This is a genomic window from Glycomyces sambucus (assembly GCF_900102815.1).
Lineage (GTDB): Bacteria > Actinomycetota > Actinomycetes > Mycobacteriales > Micromonosporaceae > Glycomyces > Glycomyces sambucus.
On record NZ_FNGF01000004.1, the window covers coordinates 497201 to 523543 of the forward strand.

Annotated in this window: 19 protein-coding genes; 8 read left to right on the forward strand and 11 right to left on the reverse strand. The window is 71.4% G+C overall.

What is annotated here, in order from left to right; all coding sequences use genetic code 11:
* Positions 1 to 67: 67 nt before the first annotated feature.
* On the forward strand, positions 68 to 2662 hold the full coding sequence (locus tag BLS99_RS14865; RefSeq protein WP_091051095.1) for a glycoside hydrolase family 9 protein: 2595 nt from the start codon (positions 68 to 70) through the stop codon (positions 2660 to 2662).
* Between the two features lie 187 nt (positions 2663 to 2849).
* On the opposite strand, the gene BLS99_RS14870 is transcribed toward BLS99_RS14865, so the two are convergent.
* The 5 genes from BLS99_RS14870 to gsmA all read right to left on the reverse strand — a co-directional run bounded on the left by BLS99_RS14870 (position 2850) and on the right by gsmA (position 10411).
* Complete coding sequence (locus BLS99_RS14870) at positions 2850 to 3251, reverse strand: hypothetical protein (RefSeq protein ID WP_091051098.1); 402 nt, start codon at positions 3249 to 3251, stop codon at positions 2850 to 2852.
* 103 nt (positions 3252 to 3354) lie between these two features.
* Positions 3355 to 5244, reverse strand: a complete 1890-nt coding sequence (locus BLS99_RS14875) for an RICIN domain-containing protein (RefSeq protein ID WP_091051101.1) — start codon at positions 5242 to 5244, stop codon at positions 3355 to 3357.
* Between the two features lie 89 nt (positions 5245 to 5333).
* Positions 5334 to 5771 (reverse strand): prepilin peptidase, encoded by a 438-nt coding sequence (locus BLS99_RS14880; RefSeq protein ID WP_176953367.1) that lies wholly within the window; start codon positions 5769 to 5771, stop codon positions 5334 to 5336.
* A 404-nt stretch (positions 5772 to 6175) separates the two neighbouring features.
* The gene (uvrA, locus tag BLS99_RS14885) at positions 6176 to 9076 is read right to left on the reverse strand and encodes an excinuclease ABC subunit UvrA (RefSeq protein ID WP_091051487.1); all 2901 of its coding nucleotides are present in this window, start codon (positions 9074 to 9076) and stop codon (positions 6176 to 6178) included.
* 273 nt (positions 9077 to 9349) lie between these two features.
* Positions 9350 to 10411 carry a sporangiospore maturation cell wall hydrolase GsmA gene (gsmA, locus tag BLS99_RS14890; RefSeq protein ID WP_176953368.1) on the reverse strand — a complete coding sequence of 354 codons (1062 nt, stop codon included), beginning with the start codon at positions 10409 to 10411 and terminating at the stop codon, positions 9350 to 9352.
* A 177-nt stretch (positions 10412 to 10588) separates the two neighbouring features.
* Between gsmA and typA the strand changes: the two genes are divergently transcribed.
* Positions 10589 to 12463, forward strand: coding sequence for a translational GTPase TypA (gene typA, locus BLS99_RS14895; RefSeq protein ID WP_091051491.1), 1875 nt, complete (start codon positions 10589 to 10591; stop codon positions 12461 to 12463).
* A gap of 64 nt (positions 12464 to 12527) precedes the next feature.
* Here the strand turns inward: typA and BLS99_RS14900 are convergent, their stop codons facing one another.
* From BLS99_RS14900 to mraZ, 5 genes are all read right to left on the reverse strand, one after another.
* A complete protein-coding gene (locus tag BLS99_RS14900) occupies positions 12528 to 13439 on the reverse strand; it encodes a proteasome assembly chaperone family protein (protein WP_091051111.1) in 912 nt (303 codons plus the stop codon).
* 167 nt (positions 13440 to 13606) lie between these two features.
* Entirely contained in the window at positions 13607 to 15820 is a 2214-nt protein-coding gene (locus tag BLS99_RS14905) for a peptidoglycan D,D-transpeptidase FtsI family protein (protein ID WP_091051114.1), read from the reverse strand.
* Between the two features lie 7 nt (positions 15821 to 15827).
* A complete protein-coding gene (ftsL, locus tag BLS99_RS14910) occupies positions 15828 to 16403 on the reverse strand; it encodes a cell division protein FtsL (RefSeq protein ID WP_091051118.1) in 576 nt (191 codons plus the stop codon).
* On the reverse strand, positions 16400 to 17371 hold the full coding sequence (gene rsmH / locus BLS99_RS14915) for a 16S rRNA (cytosine(1402)-N(4))-methyltransferase RsmH (RefSeq protein WP_091051121.1): 972 nt from the start codon (positions 17369 to 17371) through the stop codon (positions 16400 to 16402). Before rsmH ends, ftsL begins: the two co-directional genes overlap by 4 nt.
* Before the next feature lie 16 nt (positions 17372 to 17387).
* Positions 17388 to 17819 (reverse strand): division/cell wall cluster transcriptional repressor MraZ, encoded by a 432-nt coding sequence (gene mraZ, locus BLS99_RS14920; RefSeq protein WP_091051494.1) that lies wholly within the window; start codon positions 17817 to 17819, stop codon positions 17388 to 17390.
* Between the two features lie 599 nt (positions 17820 to 18418).
* Between mraZ and BLS99_RS14925 the strand changes: the two genes are divergently transcribed.
* The 6 genes from BLS99_RS14925 (at position 18419) to BLS99_RS14950 (ending at position 25521) form a co-directional block, all read left to right on the forward strand.
* Complete coding sequence (locus tag BLS99_RS14925; protein WP_176953369.1) at positions 18419 to 19663, forward strand: Mur ligase family protein; 1245 nt, start codon at positions 18419 to 18421, stop codon at positions 19661 to 19663.
* A 19-nt stretch (positions 19664 to 19682) separates the two neighbouring features.
* Positions 19683 to 20408 (forward strand): glutamine amidotransferase-related protein, encoded by a 726-nt coding sequence (locus tag BLS99_RS14930; RefSeq protein WP_091051125.1) that lies wholly within the window; start codon positions 19683 to 19685, stop codon positions 20406 to 20408.
* A 108-nt stretch (positions 20409 to 20516) separates the two neighbouring features.
* Positions 20517 to 22427 (forward strand): beta-galactosidase, encoded by a 1911-nt coding sequence (locus BLS99_RS14935; RefSeq protein WP_091051129.1) that lies wholly within the window; start codon positions 20517 to 20519, stop codon positions 22425 to 22427.
* A gap of 47 nt (positions 22428 to 22474) precedes the next feature.
* Positions 22475 to 24073: an MDR family MFS transporter gene (locus BLS99_RS14940; protein WP_091051132.1), complete on the forward strand. Its 1599-nt coding sequence runs from the start codon at positions 22475 to 22477 to the stop codon at positions 24071 to 24073.
* Positions 24074 to 24118: 45 nt separating this feature from the next.
* The gene (locus tag BLS99_RS14945) at positions 24119 to 24736 is read left to right on the forward strand and encodes an NADPH-dependent F420 reductase (protein ID WP_091051135.1); all 618 of its coding nucleotides are present in this window, start codon (positions 24119 to 24121) and stop codon (positions 24734 to 24736) included.
* A gap of 95 nt (positions 24737 to 24831) precedes the next feature.
* Entirely contained in the window at positions 24832 to 25521 is a 690-nt protein-coding gene (locus BLS99_RS14950) for an aspartate/glutamate racemase family protein (RefSeq protein WP_091051138.1), read from the forward strand.
* Positions 25522 to 25608: 87 nt separating this feature from the next.
* On the opposite strand, the gene BLS99_RS14955 is transcribed toward BLS99_RS14950, so the two are convergent.
* The gene (locus BLS99_RS14955) at positions 25609 to 26319 is read right to left on the reverse strand and encodes an acVLRF1 family peptidyl-tRNA hydrolase (protein WP_091051141.1); all 711 of its coding nucleotides are present in this window, start codon (positions 26317 to 26319) and stop codon (positions 25609 to 25611) included.
* Positions 26320 to 26343: the final 24 nt, after the last annotated feature.

A 26343-nucleotide genomic window follows, 5' to 3' on the forward strand; every position in this document is an offset into this window, starting at 1 on the left:
ATTCACGTCTATCAATGACAGGATGTGCGTGGAATCGCTCCCAACCCCCTGCGAGGAGACCACCTCCATGCCGCGACCCGCACGATCGACCCGCTCCCGGCGCCGACGCCTGGCACTCGCCGCCGCGACCGCCTTCGCCCTGGGCGCGGCGGCCGCCGCGCCCTCGGCGCAGGCCCAGGACGAGCCCAACGACCTCATCACCAACGGCGACTTCGCGAACGGGACCACCGGCTGGTGGACCACCGCCAACCTCACCGGCGCCGTCGACGCCGGCGAGTGGTGCATCGACGTCCCCGGCGGCACCGCCAACGCCTGGGACGCCATCGTCGGCCAGGACGGCCTGCCGCTGGTGACCGGCGAGTCCTACGAGCTGAACTTCACGGCGCGGGCCTCCGCTGACGTCAGCGTCCGGGCCCTCGTCCAGCGCCCCGTCGACCCCTGGCCGACCGCGCTGGAGGAGTTCCCGGCGCTCGGGGCCGAGGCCCAGGACTACAGCTTCACCTTCACCGCCGGCGCCGACTGGTCCGACGCGCAGCTCGCGTTCCAGATCGGGCGCCACGCCGACCCGTGGCAGTTCTGCCTATCGGAGGTCCAGTTGCTCACCGGAGCCGAACCGCCCGTGTACGACCCCGACACCGGCCCGCGCGTGCGGGTCAACCAGGTCGCCTACCTCCAGGACGGGCCCAAGCGGGCCACGCTCGTCACCGAGGCCGCCGACGCCGTCCCGTGGCAGCTCCACGACGCCGAGGGCGCGCTCGTCGCCGACGGGGACACCGCCCCGTACGGCGCCGAGTCCACCTCGGGCGAGTCGGTGCACGTCATCGACTTCTCGGCGGTGACCGCCGCGGGCGAGGGCTTCACGCTCACCGCCGACGGCGAGACCTCCTACCCGTTCGCGATCGGCGGCGACGCCTACCGCGACCTGGCCGTGGACGCGATCTCGTTCTACTACCCGCAGCGCTCGGGCATCGCCATCGACGACGCCGTCGCGCCCGGGTACGGCCGCGAGGCCGGGCACGTGGACGCCGCGCCGAACCAGGGCGACGGGGCGGTGCCCTGCGCCGCCGGCGCCTGCGACTACACCTTGGACGTGACCGGCGGCTGGTACGACGCCGGCGACCACGGCAAGTACGTCGTCAACGGCGGCATCTCGGCCGCGCAGCTCCTGTCGGTCTACGAGCGGGCGCTCCACGCGCCCACCGGCGACACCGGGCGCCTCGCGGACGGGTCGATGCGCGTCCCCGAGCACGGCGACGGCGTCCCCGACGTCCTCGACGAGGCCCGCTGGGAGGTCGAGTTCCTCATGTCGATGCAGGTGCCGGCGGGCGAGGAGCTCGCGGGCATGGCGCACCACAAGATCCACGACGAGAACTGGACCGGCCTGCCGCTCATGCCGGCCGACGACCCGCAGCCGCGCTACCTCCAGCCCCCGTCGACCGCGGCCACCCTGAACCTGGCCGCCGCGGCCGCGCAGGCGTCGCGACTGTTCGAGCCGTACGACGCCGCGTTCGCCGCGGAGGCCCTGGAGGCGGCCGAGACCGCCTGGGCCGCGGCGCTGGCGCACCCGGACGTCTACGCGCCCGACACCAGCCCCGCCGGCGGCGGCCCCTACGGGGACTCCAAGGTGGAGGACGAGTTCTACTGGGCCGCCGCGGAGCTGTTCCTGACCACGGGCGAGAAGACCTACGAGGACTTCGTGCTCGACTCCAAGCTCCACGACGCCGACGTCTTCAGCGCGGGCGGCTTCTGGTGGGCCGAGGTGGCCCAGCTCGCGAAGCTCGACCTGGCCCTGGTGCCGAACGCGCTCCCGGGCCGCGACGAGGTCGTGGCGCAGGTCGTGGCCGGCGCGGACCACTACCTGGCCGAGCAGGGCGCGAGCCCGTGGGACCTCGGGTACGGCGCGAACGGGCTCTTCGACTGGGGCTCGAACAGCGTGGTGCTCAACCGGCTCGTGGTCGTGGCGACCGCCTTCGACCTCACCGGCGAGGCGGACTACCGCGACGGCGTCCTCTCCGGGCTCGACTACCTCTTGGGCCGCAACGCCCTCGGGAACTCGTACGTGACCGGGTACGGCTCGCACTTCTCGCAGAACCAGCACTCCCGCTGGTACGCCAACCAGCTCGACCCGAACCTGCCGAACCCGCCCGCCGGGACGCTCTCGGGCGGCCCGAACTCGGTGGCCGGCACGTGGGACCCGGTGGCGCAGCGCTGGCTCGCCGACTGCGCCCCGCAGCGCTGCTACATCGACGACATCGGCTCGTGGGCGACCAACGAGCTCACGATCAACTGGAACGCCTCGCTGGCGCAGGTCGCGAACTTCGCGGCCGACCAGTCCGGCGGTGTGCAGACCGCGCCGCACTGCGAGGTGGAGTACCGCATCAACGGCCAGTGGCCCAGCGGGTTCAACGCGCAGATCCTGGTGACCAACACCGGGAGCCGGTCGCTCGACGACATCACGCTCACGTGGACGATGCCCACGGGCCAGTCGATCGTCCACTCCTGGAGCGTGCAGCTCGACCAGGAGGGCCAGCAGGTGACGGCCACCGACGTGGCGGGCGGCAAGGCCCTCAAGGCGGGCCGCACCTTCACCTTCGGCTTCATCGGCGCGAAGGACGGCCGGCCCGCGGTCGCCCCGTCCTTCATCGGATGCACTGCGGGATAAGGGCACCGCTGGTTTGCGGCCCCGTCCCCGAGGTATCCGGGGGGACGGGGTCGCACAAGAGAACAGCTTCAATCCAGCCGCACCGGGAAGGGTGAGCCCGGGGCGCGGCGAAGGGGCGGCCATCTCGCGATGGCCGCCCCTTGACGTGTCGACATGAGCACTTGACGAGTGCCCTTGCGGGACGCGCCTAGTCGTGGTGGTGGTGCGGCTTCTGGTCCTTGGACCAGTTGCAGACCTTGTCCACGTCGGAGGTGCCGAGCAGGCCGAGGCTGGCGGCGTTGCTCCAGTCCCAGTTCAGGGCGCAGATGTTCGAGGCGACGTTGACGCCGTTCGGGTTCTGGTCCCACCCGTTGCACAGGTCGGTCACGTCGCTCTTGGCGACGTTGAGCAGGCTGATGACGTCGCCGCTCCAGTTGCCGATGCAGAGGTTCGACAGGAAGTTGACGCCGCCGAAGTCCTGCGGGTCGTACTCGTGGCCCGCCTCCGGGACCGGGGCGGTCTCGGCGGCGACGGCCGGCGCGGCCGCTCCGGCGGCGAGAAGTCCGGCCGCGGCTGCCGCGATGGCGGTTTTGGCGATAAAGCGAATCACTGTCACCTCTCAGTGCATCGGTGTCTGTTGTGACCCATTCGTGCCAGGTCGGCCATGAACATAACCGCTCCGCGGCCGCCGGGGCGGCGTTTCGGGAATCCCGTCACCCGTCCGGCGTGAGCGACCACCGCTGGTTCGCGGCCCCGAAGTCGTCCCACTGCTGGATCGCCGCGCCGTCGGCCTGCGAGACGCCCTGCACGTCGAGGACCTTCCCGCTGTGGCGGTTGACGATCGCGTAGCCGCCGCCCGACGCCTCCACGCGCCACTGCTGGCTCGCGGCCCCGGTGTAGGTCTGCTGCACCACGAGTGCGCCGTTCGCCGTGGAGGACTGCGGCACGGCCAGGACCTTCCCGGAGAAGACCGAGGTGATGGTCCAGTGGCCGCCGCCGGCGTCGGTGAAGCGCCAGCGCTGGTTGGTGGCGCCGAAGTCGGCCCACTGCTGGATCTGGGCGCCCTCGGCGGTCGAGCGGTCGCGCACGTCGAGCACCTTGCCGGTGCTCAGCGAGGCGATCGCGTAGACCGCGTCGGGGTCGATGCCGCCCGGCGGCTCGGAGGTGCCGCCCTCGTTCCACGTGAACGTGGCGACGGCCCCGGCCGGGAGCGTGTAGCCGAACTGGCGCCCGCCCTCGGTGACGGTGAAGGTCCGCTGCGAGGCACCCGCGTTGAGCGCCAGGAGGACCCGCGAGCCGTCGGGGTTGCGGAAGGCGGTGGTCTCGATGTCGCCGCCGAGGTTCGAGGACTCGACGCGGACGGCGCCGGGGTCGACGAACTTGCTCACGTGGCCGAGCACGTAGTACTCGACGTTGTAGGTGACGTTCCCGGAGTTCGTGTCGATGGTGACGACGCCGCGGCAGTCGGCGCAGCCGCCGTTGGTGGGGCCGTGGTTCTGGTCGAGCGCCATGTTCCACAGGGTCACGCTCTTGGCCCAGTTGCGGGTGGCGCCGATGACGAGGTTCTGGGTGTTCCACTTCAGGTTCGAGCCGAAGTCGGGGGCCCACTGGCCGCCGGAGCACTCGGTGAACCAGACGCCCTTGCCCGGGTGGGCGTTGCGGACCTGGGTCTGCGCGGCGACGTTCCCGGCGTAGCAGTGGAAGGCGCTCCCGGCGAGGTAGCGGTTGGCCTCGGGGTCGTTGAGGACGTTGATCGCGTACTCGGGCTGGTCCCAGTTGTGGTCCCAGGCGATGATCCGGGTCCCGGTGTCGGCGAGGGCCGGGCCGAGGTGGTCGCCGATGAACGCGGCCTGGTCCTGCCAGGACATGCGCATCGACGGGTACGAGCCGGTCTCGTGCTGGGGCTCGTTCTGGGAGGTGACGGCGTAGATCGGGAGGCCCTGGGCCGCGTAGGCGTCCACATAGGCTTCGAAGTAGTCGGCGTACTCGTCGAACCGGTCGGCGTTGAGCTGGCCGCCGTTGAGCGAGCCGCTGCTCTTCATCCAGGCCGGGGCGGTCCACGGGGTGCCGATGATCTTGAGGTCGGGGTTGAGGCCCTTGGCCTGCTGGAGGACCGGGATGACCGACGCCTGGTCGCGGCCGATCGTGAAGTCGCCGACCGAGCAGCAGGTGTCGTCGTAGGTGTAGTCGGCGCCGCCGGCGGTGAAGTCGCTGGCGCCCATGGGCTGGCGGACCATGCTCAGTCCGATGCCGGACTGGTCGTCGAACAGCCGGATCATGAGCTGGTCGCGCTGGCTCTGGGTGAGCTCGTTGTCGACGAGCCAGGCGGAGGAGTCGGTGAACGAGGCGCCGAACCCGTCCATGACCTGGTAGGAGGTGCCGGCGTTGACGTTCACGACCGGGCCGGAGCCGCCGGAGCCGAAGGAGACGTCCGGCTGCTGTGCGAGGAGTCTGGACTGGTCGGCGGTGGTGACCCAGACCTGGACCTGGGCCTGCTGCGCCTGCGCGGGCGCGAGCCCGACCCAGGCGGCGGAGGCGGCGAGCACGGCGGCGCCGGTCGCGATGGCGAAGAATCGGGTGGTGCGGAGGGACGGTCGATGCATGGGCGGTTCCTTACGCCTCAATACTTATACGTAAGACTCAGATTAAGTAATACATGGAGATCTGTCAATATTCCTTATCAATTGGGCCGCTACGTTCCGAGCGGCCCGAACGCGAGCGCGGCGGCGGCGCCGGCGAGGATCGCGGGCCCGTAGGGGAAGTCCCGGCGGCCCAGGGCGAGCACGGCGGCGGCCTGTCCCCCGCCGACGGCCGCGGTGGCCGCGAGCGCGACGGCGGCGGTGCGCCAGTCGCTCCAGGCGAGCACGAGCGCGAGCAGTCCGGCGAGCTTGACGTCCCCGAAGCCCATCTGCCCTGCGGCGCAGCCGAGTCCGAACAGCCCGATCGCGGCGGCGGCGAGGAGGGCGGCCCGGAGCATCCGGTCGGTGTCCCCGGCGGCGATGAGGAGCGCGCCGACGACGGGGTACAGCGGCAGGATCAGCGCGTCGGGCAGCCGCCGCTCATAGGCGTCGATCCACCCGGCCGCGATGCCGGAGGCGGCCACGGGCGCGAGGGCGGCGGCATGCAGCACTCCCGTTGCACGCCAAGCTATAAGGAGCGCTGCCCCGACCGCGACCGCCGTGACCGGCCAAACGGCGGGCCGCCGCTCGGTGGCCACCACGACCAGCCGCCGCAACCCCGGCACCGCGGCAATGCCGACCGCCACGGCCCCGACGAACACCACCATCATCCGATGCTCGCACCGCATCCGAACGGCACCCCCGATCGACACACGCCGGCCTCATGAGCCGCCGAATGTCACACCCGCCAGGCACCGTTGCAGCCGGGGGCGACCGCGAACCGACACACCCGACCTCGTGATCCGTGCGCCGGCCACTCCCGCGATCCCGCCGCCTCCGGCGCGACGTCGCTCCCCGAAACACCGGACCCGGTGCGGCGCGGCCTCTCGGCCGCGCCGCACCGGGTCCGTTCGTGCTACTTCCTGGTGCGGCCGTTGCCGGTCTTGGCGCGCCGGGCGGCGGCGCCGGTGCCGTTGCCCTTGCCCTCCAGGCCCAGGAGCGGGCGCAGGTACTCGCCGGTGTGGCTCGCGGCGATGGCGGCGATCTCCTCCGGGGTGCCGGTCGCCACGAGGGTCCCGCCCTTGTCGCCGCCCTCCGGGCCGAGGTCGATGACCCAGTCGGAGGACTTGATGACCTCGAGGTTGTGCTCGATCGTGATGACCGTGTTGCCCTTCTCCACGAGGCCGTCGAGCACCCCGAGGAGCTTGCGCACGTCCTCGAAGTGCAGACCCGTGGTCGGCTCGTCGAGGATGTACACGGTCTTCCCGGTCGAGCGCTTCTGGAGCTCGGAGGCGAGCTTCACGCGCTGCGCCTCGCCGCCCGACAGGGTCGGGGCCGGCTGGCCGAGCCGGACGTAGCCGAGGCCGACGTCCACGAGCGTCTTCAGGTGCCGGTGGATCGTCTGGATCGGCTCGAAGAACTCCGCGCCCTCCTCGATCGGCATGTCGAGCACGTCGGAGATGGTCTTGCCCCGGTAGTGGACCTTGAGCGTGTCCCGGTTGTACCGGGCACCGCCGCACTCCTCGCACGGCACGTACACGTCCGGCAGGAAGTTCATCTCGATCTTCAGCGTGCCGTCGCCGCCGCACGCCTCGCAGCGCCCGCCCTTGACGTTGAAGGAGAACCGGCCCGGACCCCAGCCGCGGACCTTCGCCTCCGGGGTGCCCGCGAAGAGCTTGCGGACCTTGTCGAACACGCCGGTGTAGGTCGCCGGGTTCGAGCGCGGCGTGCGCCCGATCGGCGACTGGTCGACGCCCACCACCTTGTCGACCCCGTCGAGGCCGGTGATGGTGCGGTGCCGGCCCGCGACGAGCTTGGCGCCGTTGATCTCCGAGGCGAGCGTGTTGTACAGGATCTCGTTGACCAGCGTGGACTTCCCCGAGCCGGACACGCCGGTCACGGAGACCATGCAGCCCATCGGGAACGCCACGTCGATGCCCTTGAGGTTGTTCTCCCGGGCGCCCTTGACGACGAGCTCGCGGCCCGGGTCGGGCTTGCGCCGCACCTCGGGGACCGGGATGTGGCGCCGGCCGGAGACGTAGTCGCCGGTGATCGAGCCCTCGGCGTCGGTGAGCCCGGCGACGGGCCCGGAGTAGATCACGTGGCCGCCGTGCTCGCCCGCGCCCGGGCCGATGTCGACGATGTGGTCGGCGACCCGGATGGTGTCCTCGTCGTGCTCGACGACGATGAGCGTGTTCCCCAGGTCCCGCAGGCGCTCCAGGGTGGCGATGAGCCGGTTGTTGTCGCGCTGGTGCAGGCCGATCGAGGGCTCGTCGAGGACGTACAGGACGCCCACGAGCCCGGCGCCGATCTGCGTGGCGAGCCGGATGCGCTGGGCCTCGCCGCCCGACAGGCTCCCGGCGGCGCGCGCGAGCGTCAGGTAGTCGAGGCCGACGTCGAGCAGGAACTGGAGGCGGGCCGTGACCTCCTTGACGATCGGGGCGGCGATCATGGTGTCGCGGTCGGAGAGCTTGAGCGCGTCGAAGAACTTCGAGCACTCGTTGATCGAGAGCGTGCAGACCTCGTGGATCGACAGCCCGTCGACCGTGACGGCCAGGATCTCGGGCTTGAGCCGGGTGCCCTCGCAGGTCGAGCACGGGATCTCCCGCATGAACTGCTCGTACTTCTCGCGGGTCCACTCGGAGTCGGTCTCGGTGTGGCGCCGCTCGACCCACGGGACCACGCCCTCGAAGCGGGTCTCGTAGGAGCGGCGCTGCCCGCGCTTGTTGCGGTAGGCGACCTGGAGGGTCTCGTCGTAGCCGTAGAGGACGGCCTTCTGCGCGCGGCTGGGCAGGTCGGCCCACGGGGTGTCGACGTCGAAGCCGACGGCCTCCCCGAGCGCCTCGATCTGGTACAGGAAGTAGTCGCCCATGCCGACCGAGGACCACGGCGCGAGTGCGCCGGCCCGGATGGTGGCCTCCTGGTCGCGGATGACCAGCTCGGGGTCGACCTCCTTGCGCATGCCGAGGCCGTGGCAGACCGGGCAGGCGCCGAAGGGCGCGTTGAACGAGAACGTGCGCGGCTCCAGCTCGTCGAGCTGGAGCGGGTGGTCGTTGGGGCACGCGAGCTTCTCGGAGAAGCGTCTGGTGCGGCCCGGGTCGCCCTCGGCGACGTCGACGAAGTCGAGTTCCACGACGCCGTCGGCCAGGCCGAGCGCGGACTCCACGGAGTCGGTGACGCGCTGGATCGAGGAGGGCTTGACGACGAGGCGGTCGATGACCACGTCGATGTCGTGCTTCTCCTGCTTCTTGAGCTTGGGCACGTCGGTGAGCGCGTACACCTCGCCGTCGACGCGGGCGCGGGCGTAGCCCTGCTGCTGGAGGTCGCCGAACAGGTCGACGAACTCGCCCTTGCGCTTGCGCACCACGGGGGCGAGGACCTGGAAGCGGGTGCCCTCGGGCAGCGCCATGATCTGGTCGGTGATCTGCTGCGGCGACTGGCGGCCGATCTCCTCGCCGCACTGCGGGCAGTGCGGGACGCCGACGCGGGCGTACAGGAGCCGCATGTAGTCGTAGATCTCGGTGATGGTGCCGACGGTCGAGCGCGGGTTGCGCGAGGTCGACTTCTGGTCGATCGAGACGGCCGGCGAGAGGCCCTCGATGAAGTCGACGTCGGGCTTGTCCATCTGGCCGAGGAACTGGCGCGCGTAGGCCGAGAGCGATTCGACGTACCGGCGCTGGCCCTCCGCGAAGATCGTGTCGAACGCGAGCGACGACTTGCCCGAGCCGGAGAGGCCGGTGAAGACGATCAGCGAGTCGCGGGGCAGGTCGAGGTCGACGTCCTTGAGGTTGTGCTCGCGCGCGCCGCGGACGACGATGGTGCCCGACGGATGCCGTGCGGGTGCGGGTTGCGGGTTCGGATCGGTCGATGAGTACTCGTTGGCCACGGTGGGAATCTAACGTTCGGGTCCGACAGTTCTGGGAGGCCCGCTGTTCGAAAAGGCGCCGGAGTCGCGCCGGCGGCGGGCCGCCTGTCGAGGTTACCTCGCCGGGAGCTGCGGATATCGCCCTCGCTGTGAGCTTTCACTCATCCTTCACCGGAACGTGGAGCGGGCCCGGGGCGTCGCCCCGGGCCCGCTCCGCACCGCCGGTCAGTCGTACTTGTAGAGGTCGTAGTCGTCCATGATCCCGATGAGCTTGTCGGCGTACTTCGGGTCGGTGGCGTACCCGGCCTTGTGCACCTCGCGCGCGAAGCGCTTCGGGTCCCCCGCGTGGTCCATGGCGGTGGCGTACCGCGACCAGTTCGAGAGCAGGTCGCCGTGGTCCTGGAACGAGTCCTCGACCGAGGCGTAGGCCCGGAAGGTGGCGTCGATGTCGAAGCAGCCGCCGGTCGGGCTGCACTCGAAGGTGGCGTAGTCGCGGCAGCCGAGCGCGTGGTCGCCGGGCGAGCCGAAGCACTTCATGCCGAACAGGTTGTGGTCCTCGCGGGCGAGCGCGCCCCGGCCCCAGCCGGTCTCCAGGATCGCCTGGGCGAGCGTGACGGACGCGGGGACGCCGGTGTCGCGGTCGCTGGCCTGGGCCGCGGCGGCGTGGGCGTCGATGAAGCCCTGGTTGCCGCCGCGCGGGACGGACGGCGGGTCCTGCCCGCACCAGCCGAGCCAGGGCAGGCCGGCGCTCCACTTGATGTAGGCGGCGCTGACGTAGCGCTTGTCGCCGACCTTGTACCAGACCCCGGACTTGCCGGTGGTGCCGTCGACCTGCTGGCCCCAGACCTGGCATTCGACGAGGACGCCGGCGCCGTCGGCGAGGCCGCCCTGGCGTCCGGCGCCCGAGGAGGCGGCGGCGCGGACGTTGAGCTCGCCGCCGCCGGTGGTGACGGTGGAGGCGGTCGGCGCCTTGGTGGCGGCCGAGCACCACGGGACGGGCTGCGAGGGCGACCACGTGATGTACGCGTTGGAGACCCAGCGGTCCTTGCCGATGCGCAGCCAGGTCGGGGAGGTGCGCACGTGCCCGGCGATGCGCTCGCCGCGGGCCTTGCAGAACACCTGCGGGTTCGCGCCCTTGTCCAGGGTGCCGACGGCCTTCTGGTCGGTGGCGGGCCCCGACCGCACGTTGATCGGGCCGGCGCCGGTCGAGACGATCGCACCGGTGATCTCGGCATACGAGGGAAGCGCGCCGACGAGGATCGCTCCGGCGGCGAGCGCGAGAACCATAACGAATCGGATGGTTATATGGAATACGCCCATAACACGGCAGTGTATGAAAGTACGGACGATCTGTCATGCGAAGCCACAATGTGAGCAAGCCTCTCAGGCGTCGCGCGAGGGGCGTGGCCGCGATCACCTGGGTTGACGCCAGGTGGACCGGCTCACTAGGTGACAATGGTCGTCGTGTCTACACGCTCTGATCTGCGCAACATCGCCATCGTCGCCCACGTCGACCACGGCAAGACCACGCTCGTCGACGCCATGCTCAAGCAGGCGGGCGCCTTCCGCGAGGGGGCCGCCGTCGACGACCGCGTCATGGACTCCGGTGACCTGGAACGCGAGAAGGGCATCACCATCCTCGCGAAGAACACCGCGGTCCACTACGCCAACCCGGCCGACGGCTCCGAGATGGTCATCAACATCATCGACACGCCCGGCCACGCCGACTTCGGCGGCGAGGTCGAGCGCGGCCTGTCGATGGTCGACGCGGTGGTCCTGCTGGTCGACGCCTCCGAGGGCCCGCTGCCCCAGACCCGCTTCGTGCTGCGCAAGGCCCTGACCGCGCGCCTGCCGGTCATCCTGTGCATCAACAAGACCGACCGCCCCGACGCGCGGATCGACGAGGTCGTCAACGAGACGTACGACCTGTTCCTGGACCTGGACGCCGACGAGGACCAGATCGAGTTCCCGATCGTCTACGCGTGCGCCCGCGACGGGGTGGCCTCGCTGACCAAGCCGAAGGACGGCACGGTCCCCGAGGACTCCGACAGCCTGAAGCCGTTCTTCGACACCATCATCGAGCACGTGCCCGCGCCCTCGTACGACCCCGAGGCGCCGCTCCAGGCCCACGTCACCAACCTCGACGCCGACAACTTCCTCGGCCGCATCGCGCTGTGCCGCGTGGAGGAGGGCGAGCTGCGCAAGGGCCAGACCGTGACCTGGATCAAGCGCGACGGCTCGCAGCAGAACGTCCGCATCACCGAGCTGCTCATGACCGAGGCGCTCACCCGCAAGCCCGCCGAGAAGGCCGGCCCCGGCGACATCTGCGCGATCGCGGGCATCCCCGACATCATGATCGGCGAGACCCTCGCCGACCCGGAGAACCCGATCGCGCTGCCGCTCATCACGGTCGACGAGCCGGCGATCTCGATGACCATCGGGACCAACACCTCGCCGCTGGTCGGCAAGGGCGGCAAGGGCCACAAGGTCACCGCCCGCCAGGTGAAGGACCGCCTCGACCGCGAGCTGGTGGGCAACGTCTCGCTCCGGGTCCTGCCGACCGCGCGCCCGGACGCCTGGGAGGTGCAGGGCCGCGGCGAGCTGGCCCTGGCGATCCTGGTCGAGCAGATGCGCCGCGAGGGCTTCGAGCTGACCGTGGGCAAGCCCGAGGTGGTCACGAAGCAGATCGACGGCAAGACCCACGAGCCGGTCGAGCGCATGACCATCGACTCCCCCGAGGAGCACCTGGGCGCGATCACGCAGCTCATGGCGACCCGCAAGGGCCGCATGGAGACCATGACGAACCACGGGTCGGGCTGGGTCCGCATGGAGTGGCTGGTGCCCTCGCGCGGCCTCATCGGCTTCCGCACCGACTTCCTGACGCAGACCCGCGGCACCGGCATCGCGCACTCGATCTACGAGAAGCACGAGCCGTGGTTCGGCGAGCTGCGCACCCGCAACAACGGCTCGCTCGTGGCCGACCGGGCCGGGGCGGTCACCGCGTTCGCGATGATCAACCTCCAGGAGCGCGGCGTCCTGTTCGTGGGCCCGACCACCGAGGTGTACGAGGGCATGATCGTCGGCGAGAACTCGCGCACCGACGACATGGACGTCAACATCACCAAGGAGAAGAAGCTCACCAACATGCGCGCGGCCGCGGCCGACTCCACCGAGAACGTGGTGCCGCCGCGCCTGCTGTCGCTGGAGCAGTCACTGGAGTTCTGCCGCGACGACGAGTGCGTCGAGGTGACCCCCGAGACCGTCCGCATCCGCAAGGTGGTCCTGGACCAGAAGGAGCGCGGCCGCTCGGCCTCGCGCGCCAAGCACGGCAACGTGTAGGCGAGAACGTGCAAGCGGGCCCGACCATCCGGTCGGGCCCGCTTCGCTCTGCGGCGCAAGCGGTTCAGTCGTCGTCGCGCTTGTTGCGCTCGGCGAGGAAGCTCTCGAACGCGGCGCCGAGCTCGTCGGCGGTGGGGATGCGGCCCTCCTGGAGCATCTCGTCGGCGTCGGCGGCCTCGGTGAACGAGTCGTACTGCTCCTCGAGGGTCTTCACGACGTCGGCGACCTCGTCGGACTCGGCCACCTGCTCGGCGATGTCCGAGTCGACCTGGGCCCGTTCGACTTCCAGGTCCTCGTCGGAGGGCAGGTCGAGGCCGGTGGCCTCGCGGATGCCTTCGAGGAGGCGCATGGTGGCGGCCGGGTAGGTCATCTGCATGACGTAGTGGGGCACGTGCACCGACAGGCCGACCGCGTCGCGGCCGGACTCGCCGAGGCGGTACTCCAGCAGGCCCGCGGCGTTCCCGGGCACGGTGACCTCGTTGAACACGGGGCGGTTGTCGAAGACCAGTTCGGGGCGGGTCGCGTGCACGGTCATGCCGAGCGCGCGGGTGTGCGGCACGCCCATCGGGATGCCCTGGAAGCCCAGGGTCAGCGGCACGTGCCAGTGCTCGATCAGGTCCTCGACGGCGTCCACGAACCGCTCCCAGGCGAAGTCGGGCTCGGGGCCGGTCATGAGCAGGAACGGGCGGTCGGAGGCGTCGCGCATGAGGTAGACGACCAGTTGCGGCGCTTCGAAGTCCGACCAGCGGTCGATCGAGAACGTCAGGTTCGGCCGCCGGGAGCGGTAGTCGATGAGCTGGTCGACGTCGAAGGACGCGACCGGCGTGTGCTCGCAGGTCTTGAACAGGTGGTCCACCACACCCCGCCCCGCCTGGCCCGCGTCCATGAACCCGTCGAGGAAGTGCAGGAGGACCGCGCCGCGGGCCTCCGGAGGCTCGGCGAGGACTTCACACAGTGCCCAAGGGTCATCGTTCAAAACAATCGGCTCCTTCTTCCTTGACGCCTTCGATGCTAACGCCGGAGGCCGACCCCCGATTCCCCCTCGGGGAGGTTTCTGCCGAGCGTCACGCCCGCGCCGGCCGGCCCGGCCGCACCCCGGACCGCGGCGGTCGCGCCGCACCCGGTGCGGTGCGGCGCAACCGCTCAGCCCCAGACGTCGAACACCGGGGCCGGGCCCGTGGCGGGGCGGACCCCGAAGTAGCCCAACGCGAACTCGTTGATCTCCTTGAACGCCTCGCCGGTGGTCGAGCCGCCGCCGCCCCCGCCGGGGACGTAGACGCTCACGGCCACCACGTACTGCGGGTCCTCCGCCGGGGCGAACCCCACGAACGAGGCCACGTTGCCGGGCGCGTAGTCGCCGTCGACCACGAGCCCGCCGGTGCCGGTCTTGCCGGCGAGGTGGTAGTTCTCGAGCTCGGCGTTGCGGCCCGTGCCCGTCTCGGCCGCGATGGGCGCCTGGAGGAGGTACTGGAGGTCCTGCGCCGTCTCGGTCGAGATCACCCGCCGCGTCTCGGACTCCTCGCCGTCCTCGACGACGTTGCCGTCCGCGTCGAGCAGGTGGTCGACGAGCGTGGGCTGCACGTACACGCCGTCGTTCGCGATGGCGGCGTACAGGGCCGCCATCTGGATGATCGTGGCGGTGCCCTCGTGGCCGATCGGGACCGAGCCGTAGGAGGTGCCCGACCAGTTGTCCGGCGGCTGGAGGATGCCGGTGGCCTCGCCCGTGATGCCGACGCCGGTGGCCTCGCCGAGGCCGAACGCCTGCTGGTACTCGTACAGCCGCTCCTTGCCGACGCAGTCGGCGAGCTGGATGGTGCCCACGTTCGAGGACTGGGCGATGATCCCGGCCAGGCTCAGCTCGGCGCTGCCGTGCTCGTAGCCGTCGCGGTAGTCGGTGCCGCCCTTGTTGATCGTCTGCTCCACGTGCATGGTGCCGTCGGGCTCGATGCAGCCCTCCTCGAGGGCGGCGGCGAACACGACCGCCTTGTGGATCGAGCCGGGGTCCACGGTGGCCTGGGTGCCGTAGTCGCGGTACGCCTCGTCGCTGTCGACCTCGAACGGGTTGGCCGCGTCGTAGGTCGGGGTCGAGGCCATCGCCAGCATCTCGCCGGTGCCGACGTCCATGACCATGGCCGAGCCGAACTGCGCGTCGTGGTCGGTCACCGTCTGCTCCAGGATCTTCTGCACCTGGAACTGGAGGTCGGCGTCGATGGTGAGCTGGATGTCCCGGCCCGGCACCGCCTCCTCCTCGCGGTAGAACGCGCCGGGGATCGGCTGGCCGGACTGGCTGCGCTCGTAGGAGACCTCGCCGTCGGTGCCGGTGAGCCAGTCGTTGTAGGACGCCTCCAGGCCGCCCAGGCCCTCGCCGGCGTCGCCGCCGGTGAAGCCGAGGACGTTGGCGGCCAGGTCGTGCCCGGGGACCACGCGGCGCTCGTCGTCGCCGATGATGAGGCCCGGGTCCTCCAGGTCGGCGACCTCGTCGCCGATCGCGAGGTCCACCCCGCGCTGGAGGTACGCGAAGCGGATCGGCTCGCCCTGCGCGGTCTCCCGCGTGGCGATGATCGGCTCGAGCTCGGAGGCGGTGCGCCCCAGGAGCGGCGCGAGCCGGGCGGCGAGCTCGCCGGGGTCGCCCTCGACCATGACCGGGTCGACGGCGATGTAGTTCGCCTCGATCGAGTAGGCGAGGCGGTTCCCGTTGCGGTCCAGGATCGCCCCGCGCTCGGCCGGCAGCGGCTCGGTGGTCAGGCGCTGGTTCATCGCCTCCGCCGCGTACGCCGCCGAGTCGGTCACCTGGAGCTGGATGAGGCGGGTGCCCGAGAGCACCAGCAGGATCATGACGAACGCCGAGGCCATGCGCAGACGCCGCCGCGGGCTGCCCAGGCGCGGCAGGTGCGGCAGGGGCTTGACCGGGACGGCCTTGACCGGACCGGTGACGCGCGAGGTCGGGCGCGAAGAGGCGCGCCGCTGGGGCCCGGCGGCGGCGGTGCGCCGGGCCGTGCCCGCGCGCGCGGTGCCGTTGCGCCGCACGGGCTCCGACTTGACGGTGCCCGTGCGGCGGGCGGTCGTGGTGCGGGTCTCCGCGGGGACCGCGCCGGTCTCGCGCTGGCGCCGTTCGCGGGAGCGGGCCGCGGCCTCGCGGCGCCGCTGCGCCGCGAGGTCCTCGGTCCCGTGCTCCTGCTGCGCGGCCCGGTTGCGCTCGCGGCGCGCGGCCTCGCGGTCGCGCGCCCCGTTCTCCCTGGCCCGGTTGTCCTCTCCCGCCTCCGCGGCCTCGCGGACGGTGCGCCCGCGGGGCGTGTAGCGGCGCGCCCGGCTGATCGAGGAGGGGTCGCGGCGCCGTCGGGGGTCGGATTCGGTCATCGAACTCCTAGTCCTCGTTCCACGGCATCTCGACGGTCTCGCCGCCGGGAAGGTACAGGAACGTGACCTTGTCGGGGTGGACCATGCCGAACCGGGACGCCTCCGCCTCCAGGTTGTTCGGCGAGTTCAGGTTCGTCAGCTCGTCGGCCAGCGCCTGCTCGGACTGGTCCAGCTCGTTCGCCTGGGTCCGCAGCTCCTGCAGGTGGTAGGCGTCCTCGTTGATGACCGTGTTGAGCAGCAGCAGGCCCACGATGCCGGCGACGACCAGGCCGACGATGCCGCCGACGAAGGCCGGGCGCGGCACCTCGACCGGCTCGGGCGCGGGCTTGGCGGCCGGGCGCTCGGCGGTCTCGGTGCGCGGGATGACGACGGTCTCGCGCTGCGGCGCGGCCGGGGCGTCCGGTACCTCGACCGGGGTCTCCACGGGGGCCGGCTGCACCGCCAGGTTCCCGTCGAAGGCAGGGGCGTCCGCGGCGTCGCCGACGAGGGATCGTCGCCGCGAGGACGCGGCGCGCGCCCGGCGGCGGGCGGCCTTGATGATCTCCTCGGGGTCGGCCTGCGCGCGACGGTACTGGTCGCTCATGATGCGCCTCCTGCTCTGGTGGACGGTGCGATGCGTTCTGCCGCGCGGAGCCGGGCGGGCGCCGAGCGCGGGTTCCGATCGAGTTCGGTCTGGGTCGGTTGCTGGGCCTTCTTCGTCAGGAGTCGAAAGGTGGGTTCGGTTCCGGGGAGGTCGACGGGCAGTCCCGCCGGGCTGTTGGACCTGGCGCGCTTGGCCAGTTCCTGCTTGGTGATGCGGTCTTCGAGCGAGTGGTAGGACAGGACGACCACGCGGCCGCCGGGGTTCATGGCGTCGAGGGCCGCGGGCAGGGCCCGCTCCCAGGTCTCCAGTTCCCCGTTCACCTCGATCCGAAGCGCCTGGAAGGTGCGCTTCGCGGGATTGCCGCCGGTGCGCTTGCCCGCCTGCGGGATGGCGTCCTTGACGAGCTCGGCGAGGACGCCGGTGGAGGTGATCGGGGCCTTGCTCCGGGCGTCGACGATGGCGCTGACGACGCGGGTCGCGAACTTCTCCTCGCCGTAGGTCCGCAGGATGCGGACGAGGTCGCCGGGCGCGTAGGTGTTGACGACGGTCGCGGCGGTGAGCGGGTCGTCGGGGTTCATGCGCATGTCCAGGGGCGCGTCCTGGCTGTAGGCGAAGCCGCGTTCGCGCTGGTCGAGCTGCATCGAGGAGACCCCGAGGTCGAACAGCACGGCGTCGAGGGCCTTGAAGCCGCCGGCGCGCAGGACTTCGGGGATCTCGTCGTAGACGGCGCGGGCCGGGACGAACCGGTCGCCGAAGCCGGCGAGGCGCTTGGAGGCGAGGTCGAGGGCGTTCGGGTCGCGGTCGACCCCGACGACGGTGAGTCCGGGGTGCGCGGTCAGCAGGGCCTCGCTGTGGCCGCCGGCGCCGAGGGTGGCGTCGACCGCCACCGCGCCGGGCCGGGCCGCGGCGGGCTCCAGGTACGCCAGCACCTCGTCGAGCATGACGGGCACGTGCGGCGCGTCGTTCATCGCACTCACCTCCTTCTCACAGTCCTTCGGGCAGGTCGCCCTCTTCGATGTCGGCGAAGGCCTCTTCAGAAGCCTCCAGGTACTCGTCCCAGGTCGGTGCGTTCCATATCTCGACCCGGTTCGAGGCGCCGATGACGACCAGGTCGCGGTCGAGACCGGCGTAGTCGCGCAGGCGCTGGGGGATGGTGACGCGGCCCTGCTTGTCGGGGACCTCGTCGTGGGCCGAGGCGAAGAACACGCGCGTGTAGGCGCGGGCGGTCTTGCTCGACATGGGGGCCTGCTGGAGGGATTCGGCGATGCGCGCGAACTCCGCTTCGGGGAACACGTACAGGCAGCGCTCCTGGCCCTTCGTGATCACGACTCCCTCCGCCAGTCCTTCCCGGAATTTGGCGGGCAGGATCACGCGGCCCTTGTCGTCCAGGCGCGGGGTATGGGTGCCGAGGAACATCGGCGCCACCCCCCGTGACTCTCAGGCTGCGCGGCCTCCCCGACCGCTGTGGCGGGTCACCTGCCCCGCCATTGCGCCCCACCTTACTCCACTCTCCCCCACCTATGGGGGTTGTTTCCGCGTGGCATCCGTGTTGGGCGCGGCGTCGGGGCTGGTCAGCGGTGGTGGAGGACAGTGGAGTGACGGTTGCGCAACAGGGGGCCCGAAAGGCGAGTTTCACTCAGTGTTCACTCCGCCGAGTGGCTTGGGACGCAGGCGATCCGACCATGGGCGACGAGGGGCGCACGCTGCGCGACGAGGGCCGCGCACGGGCCGTCCCCGATCGGTCACTGTGGAGCGACGGGGAGGCCGGCGGCCCGGCGGGGCCCCGGGCGCGCCCGCGCGGCGGCGCAAGGGCATTCGCGTCCGTCACTGCGCCGGGGGCGGCGAACGCGGGCGGCCTCACGGCGACCGGCCACTCCTCACGCCTGCGGGGACTGGTGTGACAAACTCTTGTGCATAGTCGTTGGAAAAGCACGGTCGTTGGAGAAGCACGGTCGTTCGAGAAGCACGGTCGTTCGAGCACGCCGAGTGCGATCAAGACGAAAGCGAGAGCCCGTATGAGCGCGAGTCTGACCCCACGCGCGAAGTTCGCGACCACGCTGCTCCGGACCGCGGCGGCGCTCTCGCGCGCCACGGGCCGGGGCGACGGCTCGGTGATCGGCGGCAGAGTCGGACTGATCGTCGAACCGCGTCTCCTCGAACTGCTCGCCGAGGGCCGCCACGTGGTGCTCATCTCCGGCACCAACGGCAAGACCACCACCACGCGGTTCACCACGGCCGCGCTGGAGGCCATCGGCCGGGTCGCGACGAACTCGTTCGGCGCGAACATGCCGACCGGCCACACCACGGCGCTCGCGAAGGCCCCGAAGGCCGAGTACGCGGCGCTCGAATGCGACGAGCACTACCTGGGGCAGCTGCTGGACGCGGCCCGCCCGAAGGTCGTCGCGCTGCTCAACCTCTCCCGGGACCAGCTCGACCGGGCCATGGAGGTCACCGCGCTGGCCGCGAAGTGGCGCCAGACGCTCCAGGCGTCGGCCGGGCAGACCACGATCGTCGCCAACGCCGACGACCCGCTCATCGTGTGGGCGGCGTCGGTGTGCCAGCGGGTCGTGTGGGTCGCGGCGGGCCAGAGCTGGACCGCGGACTCGGCGATCTGCCCGAACTGCGGCGCGCACCTGGACCGCTTCGGCGAGTTCTGGCGCTGCACGAACTGCGGCCTGAACCGGCCGAGCCCGCAGTGGTCGGTCGCCCACCAGGGCGAGGCCGTGGTGGGCCCGGACGGGCGCCGCTACGACCTGCGCCTCCAGCTTCCGGGCCGGGTGAACCGGGCCAACGCGGCGACCGCGCTCGCGGTGGCGAGCCTGTTCGGGGTGGACCCGGCGCAGGCCGCGCCGCGCCTGTCGGAGGTCGCCTCGGTCGCGGGCCGGTACGCGAAGGTCGAGCGCGACGGCCGCCAGCTGCGGCTGCTGCTGGCGAAGAACCCCGCGGGATGGCTGGAGTCGTTCGACATGATCGACCCGGTCCCGCCGGTGGTCCTGTCGCTGAACGCGCGCGAGGTCGACGGCTTCGACACCTCCTGGATCTACGACGTGGACTTCACGTCCCTGGCCGGCCGGAAGGTCGTCGTCACCGGCGACCGCCGCACCGACCTGGCCGTGCGGCTGGAGGTCGACGGGGTCGACTTCATCGTGGTCGACGACATCAGGGCCGCGATCGCGGCGGTGCCGCCGGGCCCGGTCGAGGTGGTCGCGAACTACACGGCGTTCCAGGACATCCGCGCCGAATTCAACCGGGTCAACTAGCGAGAGAGAGCGACCGACCGTGGCAATGAGCACCCTGCGCATCGTCTGGCTCTACCCCGACCTCCTGTCCACGTACGGGGACCGGGGGAACCTCCTCGTGCTGGCCCACCGGGCGCGCGCCCGCGGCATCGACGTGGAGCCGATGCAGATCCGCAGCGACCAGCACATCCCGCACACCGCGGACATGTACCTCATCGGCGGCGGCGAGGACGGCCCGCAGGCCGTCGCGGCCGACCGGCTCCTCCAGGACGGCGCGCTCAGCCGCGCCGCCGAGGCCGGGAAGCCGATCCTCGCCATCTGCGCGGGCTACCAGCTCCTCGGCTCCTCGTTCTACGCGAACGGCCGCGCCTACGAGGGCCTGAACATCCTCGACCTGCGCTCGGACCGGGGCCCTTCGCGGGCCGTGGGCGAGATCGCCGGCGAGTCGCACCCGCAGCTGGGCATCGGCCCGATCACCGGGTTCGAGAACCACGGCGGGCGCACCCACCTCGGCGAGGCCGTGCAGCCCCTCGCGCGCGTCACGGCCGGCGTCGGCAACGACGGCGCGACCGAGGGCGCCTGGGCGGGCCACGTCATCGGCACCTACATGCACGGCCCGGGCCTGGCCCGAAACCCCAGGCTCGCCGACCTGCTGCTGGCGTGGGCGGTCGGCGTCGACCCCTCGCAGCTCCCGCCGCTCGACGACACGTGGCCCGAGCGGCTGCGCTTCGAGCGGTTCCAGGCGCTCCAGACCGCGGGACAGTGACCACCCCGCACTGACATGTAGTCCACTCGCATTAGGCTGGGCAAACCACCCGGAACCAGTTAGTTTTGTCCTGCAACTAACTGACCCCCTTTGCGCTGTGGAGGACCCATGGACTGGCCCCGAGGTCTCGACGGCCTGTGCTACGGCGGCGACTACAACCCCGAGCAGTGGCCCGAGGAGGTCTGGGACGACGACGTCCTCCTCATGCGCGAGGCCGGGGTCAACCTCGTCACCGTCGGCGTCTTCTCCTGGGCGCGGCTCGAACCGCGCGAAGGCGAGTACGACTTCGCATGGCTCGACACCGTGCTCGGCAAGCTCCACGCCGGCGGCATCGCGGTCAACCTCGCCACCCCGACCGCCTCGCCCCCGCCGTGGTTCACCCTCGCGCACCCCGACGCGCTCAACGTACGCCCCGACGGCGTGCGCCAGGTCCACGGCTCGCGCGACACCTACGACGTCACCGCGCCCGCCTACCGCGAGGCGTCCCGGCGCATCGCCGCCGCCCTCGCCGAGCGCTACGCCGGGCACCCCGCCCTCGCGATGTGGCACGTCCACAACGAGTACGGGTCGACGAGCTTCTCCGAGCACGCCGAGCGGGCCTTCCGCACCTGGCTGGAGGCGAAGTACGAGACGCTCGACGCCCTCAACACGGCCTGGTGGGGCTCGTTCTGGAGCCAGCACTACGGCGAGTGGGACCAGGTCCTCGCCCCGCGCGCCACCCAGTACCTCGCCAACCCCGCGCACGAGCTCGACTTCAAGCGCTTCACCTCCGACGCGATGCTCGACCACTACAAGGAGCAGCGCGACCTCCTGCGCGAGGCCAACCCCGAGGTCCCCGTCACCACCAACCTCGTCTTCGGGCAGTGGGTCCCGGTCGACCCGTGGAAGTGGGCCGCGGAGGTCGACCTCGTCGCCTTCGACTCCTACCCCTCCGCGCCCGACGAGCGCGCCGAGCAGCAGAGCGCCTTCCACGCCGACTTGTCCCGGTCGTGGGCCGGAGGCGGCGACTGGCTCCTCATGGAGCAGGCCGCCGCGGCCGTCCACTCCAAGGACGGCGCCGTCGCCAAGACCCCTGGCCGCATGGCCCGGCACTCGATGATCCACATCAGCCGCGGTTCCAAGGGCGCCATGTTCTTCCAGTGGCGCGCCGGGCGCGGCGGCGCCGAGCAGTGGCACTCCGCGCTGGTCCCCCACGCGGGCAAGAACACCCGCATGTTCCGCGAGGTCGTGGAGTTCGGGAACACCCTCCCGGGGATCGCGCACACCACGGCCGAGCCGGTCGAAGCGGACGTGGCGATCCTGTGGAGCCCCGAGTCGTGGTGGGCGACCGCGGCGGCCCACCTGCCCGCGCCCGTCGACTACCTGGAGAACGCCGCCCAGATCCACCGGGTCCTGCGCGAACGCGGCGTCGTCGCCGACTTCGCCTCCCCCGAGGGCGACCTGTCGAAGTACGCCACGGTGATCGCGCCGACGACGTACGTCCTCAGCCGGGCCGCGGCCGAGAACCTGCGCTGGTTCACCGCCGGGGGCGGGCGCCTCGTCGCCTCCTACCTCACCGGCGCGGTGGACGAGCACTGCCAGGTCTGGCTCGACGGGTACCTCGGCGGTCTCACCGACCTGTTCGGCGTCCGCGTCACCGAGCACCTGCCCCAGCCCGCCGGGGAGCGCCGCGCGCTGTGGAACTTCGGCGCCGCCGAGCGCTTCTGCGAGCTCGTGGAGCTGCGCGGCGCCCAGTGCGTCACCCAGTACGCCACCGGCGACCTCATCGAGGGCCAGCCCGCCGTCACCGTCAACCCGTTCGGCGAGGGCGAGGCGTGGTACGTCTCGTGCAAGCTCGGCGACGACGCCTGGGACCGCCTCTTCGAGGAACTGGAGCTCACCGGCCCCGGCGGGCCCGGACTCGACGTGGTCGACCGCGGCGAATGGCGGTTCATCGTCAACCACACCGAGCAGGAGGCCCAGGTCGGGCACGTCATCGTCCCGGCCGGATCGTGGGCGGTCGACAAGCGGCCCCGATAAGCCGGTTTCGGCCCGCCTCGACGGAGGCGGGCCATACGCTCGCACCTATGGGCGAGCGGGCGGGCGCGGCGGACATGAGCCGCAAGGAGCTGTACACGCTCTTCGGCGCGCTCATGCTCACCATGCTCCTGGCGTCCCTCGACCAGACCATCGTCGGCACCGCCCTGCCCACGATCGTCGGGGACCTCGACGGCATGGGCGACTACACGTGGGTCGTCACCGCGTACCTCATCGCGACCACCGCCTCGACGCCGCTGTACGGGAAGCTCTCGGACCTGTACGGGCGGCGGCCGGTCATCCTCGTCGCGATCGTCATCTTCCTCGTCGCCTCGGCCCTGGCGGGCCTGTCGCAGAACATGCTCCAGCTCATCCTGTTCCGCGGCCTCCAGGGCCTCGGCGGCGGCGGCCTCATCTCGCTCGCGTTCACCGTCGTCTCCGACGTCGTCTCGCCCCGCGAGCGCGGCAAGTACCAGGGGTTCTTCGGCGCGGTCTTCGGCATCTCGTCGGTCGCCGGGCCCGTCCTCGGCGGCTGGCTCTCCGAAGTGGACTGGCGCTGGATCTTCTACATCAACCTGCCCCTGGGGCTCGCCGCGATGATCGCGGTCGACCAGGTGCTGCGCCGCCACCACTTCCCGACCCGGCCCCGCAGGATCGACTACCTGGGCGCGGCCTGCCTCGTCCCGGCCGTGGTGTGCCTGCTGCTGGCGGTGACGTGGGGCGGGGACGACTACGCGTGGGGCTCGGGGGTCATCATCGGCCTGTTCGCCGCCGCGGCGGTGCTGACGGCCGCGTTCATCCTCGTGGAGACCCGCGCGGAGGAGCCGATCCTGCCGCTGCGGATGTTCCGGCAGGGCACGTTCGCGCTCGCGAGCGTCATCGCGCTCATCTTCGGCGTCGGCATGTTCTCGGGGATCGTGTACATCCCGCTGTTCTTCCAGATGGTGCGCGGCTACTCCCCCACCGACTCCGGGCTCCTCATGATCCCGATGATGGCCGGCATGGTGCTCACGTCGGTGTCCTCGGGGTTCGTCATCTCGCGGGTGGGCCGGTACAAGTGGTTCCTGGTCGCCGGGTCGATCGTCATCACGGCCGGGCTGGCGCTGTTCACGCAGCTCCACGTCGACACGCCGCTGTGGACCAGCAGCCTGTTCCTGCTGGTCCTGGGCGTGGGCATGGGCATGTTCATGCAGCCGCTGGTCCTCGCGATGCAGAACATCGTGCGGATCGAGGACCTCGGCGCGGGCACGAGCACGAACAACTTCGCCCGCTCGCTCGGCGGCGCGATCGGCACGGCCGTGCTCGGTGCGGTCATGACCTCGAAGCTGAACGACGAGCTCGCCGCGAACCTGCCGGGCGCGGTCGCGCAGCTCTCGCCGCAGGAGGCGTCCGGGTTCGGCGAGACCGACCTGTCGGCGGTCATGCAGTCCCCCACGGTGGTCGCCCACCTGCCCGAGCCGGTGCGGCTCGTCGTGCAGCAGGCGTTCACCGACGGCCTCGACCTGGTGTTCCTCGTGGCCGCGTGCATCGCGGCGGTGACGATCGTGCTGACGCTGTTCATGCCGAACCTGGTGCTGCGCGGATCGCAGCCGCCGATGGACGACCCGGACGCGAAGGCGTGCGAGGTCCGCGCCGAGACCGCCCCCTGACGCCCCGCCCGAATGTCTCTACCGGACCGTACGAAGGAGTCATCCATGGAAGTCCTGATCGTGGGCTCGGGCAACATGGCCCGCGGCATCGGCCTGCGGCTCGTGCGCGGCGGCCACCGCGTCCGCATCGCCGACCGCGAGCCCGACAAGGCCGCGGACCTGGCCGCCGAACTCGGCGACGGTGCGGCGGGCGAGCCGCTGAACAACGCCGCCGGGGCCGAGGTGGTCGTGCTGGCCACGCCCTACGAGGGGAGCAAGCAGGTCGCGGAGATGTGGGCGGGCGACCTCGCCGGCAAGACCGTGGTCGACATCTGCAACCCGGTCGACTTCGACACCTTCGACGGCCTCGTGACGCCCGCGGGGAAATCCGCGGCGGAGGAGATCGCCGCGGCCGCGCCGGGCGCGCGGGTCGTCAAGGCGTTCAACACCACGTTCGCCTCCCGGCTCGCGAACTCCGGGCCCCTCGACGTCTTCATCGCCGGGGACGACCCCGAGGCGAAGCGGACCCTCAGCGGCCTGTGCCTCGACGCCGACCTGCGCCCGATCGACGTCGGCGGCCTCAAGCACGCCGCCGCGCTGGAGTCGTTCCAGCTCCTGCACATGAAGGTCCAGGACCAGATCCAGGGCAACTGGTCGACGGAGCTGGCGCTCAAGTCCGCTTGAGCGCCGCGGAGGCCGCCCCGGGCATCGGCCGGGGCGGCCTTCGCGTGCCGGGATGCAAGGCGCCGAGATGCGAGGGCGCCGGGCACAATGGGGCGATGCGCACCATCGGACTGATCGGCGGGATGTCCTGGGAGTCCTCGGCCGAGTACTACCGGCTCGTCAACGAGGACGTCAGGACCCGCCTGGGCGGACAGCACAACGCGAAGAGCCTCATGGCCACCGTGGACTTCGGCGAGATCGAGGCGATGCAGCGCGCCAGGGACTGGGACGGCGCGGGCAAGGCCCTCGCCGAGGCGGCCGTCGGCCTCGAACGCGGCGGCGCCGACCTCATCGGCCTGTGCACCAACACGATGCACCTGGTCGCCGACCGGATCGAGGCGGCGGTCCGGGTCCCGTTCGTGCACCTCGTGGACGCCACGGCCGACGCGATCCGCGCCGCGGGACTCACCCGGGTCGGCCTGCTCGCCACCCGGTTCACGATGGAGATGGGCTTCTACGCCGAGCGCATGGCGACGCACGGCATCGAGGTCGCGGTGCCGGACGCCGCGGACCGCACGGTGGTGCACGACGTGATCTACGAGGAGCTGACCCTCGGCGTCGTCCGGGACGGGTCCCGCGACGCCTACCGCCGCATCATGGCCGGCCTGGCGGCCGAGGGCTGCGAGGGCATGGTCTACGGCTGCACCGAGATCACCCTCCTGGTCGACGGGTCCGACAGCCCGGTCCCGGTCTTCGACTCCACCCGCCTCCACGCGAAGCGCCTGGTCGACCTCGCCCTGGACTGACCTACAGGGTCGAGTCGACCACGAAGTCGCGCCCGAGTCCGAGCAGGACGGCGTCGGCGGCGGGTGCGGGCGTTCAGTGCAGGCGGCTCAGGCGATGAGGATGCGGAAGCCGATGGCGCGGTAGGCGGTCTCGGTGAGGAGGTGCTGCTTGGGTTCGGCGATGTCGCCGAAGTGGACCGCGGGCCTGAGGCGCGCGAGGCGCGGGTCTTCGAGGATGCCGTCGACCACGCCGCCGGTGACGAGGGCGTCGAATTCGGCATTGCCGAGGACGCTGAACACGGCGTCTTTGGCGCGCTTCTCGGCGGCGTGGGCCTGGCCCTCGCGGCGGCGCGCGAAGCGCTGCTGGGACTGGCCGCCGGCCTTGGTCTTGCCCTGGACGTACGCGGTGTCGGTCTTCGAGGCGGTGATCCGGCCGTCCCGCAGGATGCCGACCGAGTACGCGCCCTTGCGGGCGAGGAGCACCGCGATGACGCGGGGTTCGAGGGCGTAGTCGCGCAGGTGCTCGGCTGCCCGCCGCGGGTCGTCGTCGAGGAGCCATCCGGCGGGCAGGCCGCCGGCCAGTGTCCAGCGGACCTGCGCCGTCTGGCGCCCGGGTCCGCGATCACCGGCCGGCGTGCCGCCGTTCAGTGAGCCGCTGTTCGATGAACCGTTCGACTCGATCGTCCACGCGTCGCCCTCGGCGTGGTGGGCGGCGATGCCGCCGTTGCGCGCCGCGAAGTTCGCCACCCACTTGGGCAGGCGCTCGGGCTCGACCTCGACGTTCGCGCCGCCGCCCGCGGCGGGGCGGATCCTGACCATCTAGACGTTCCTGTGCTTCACCCT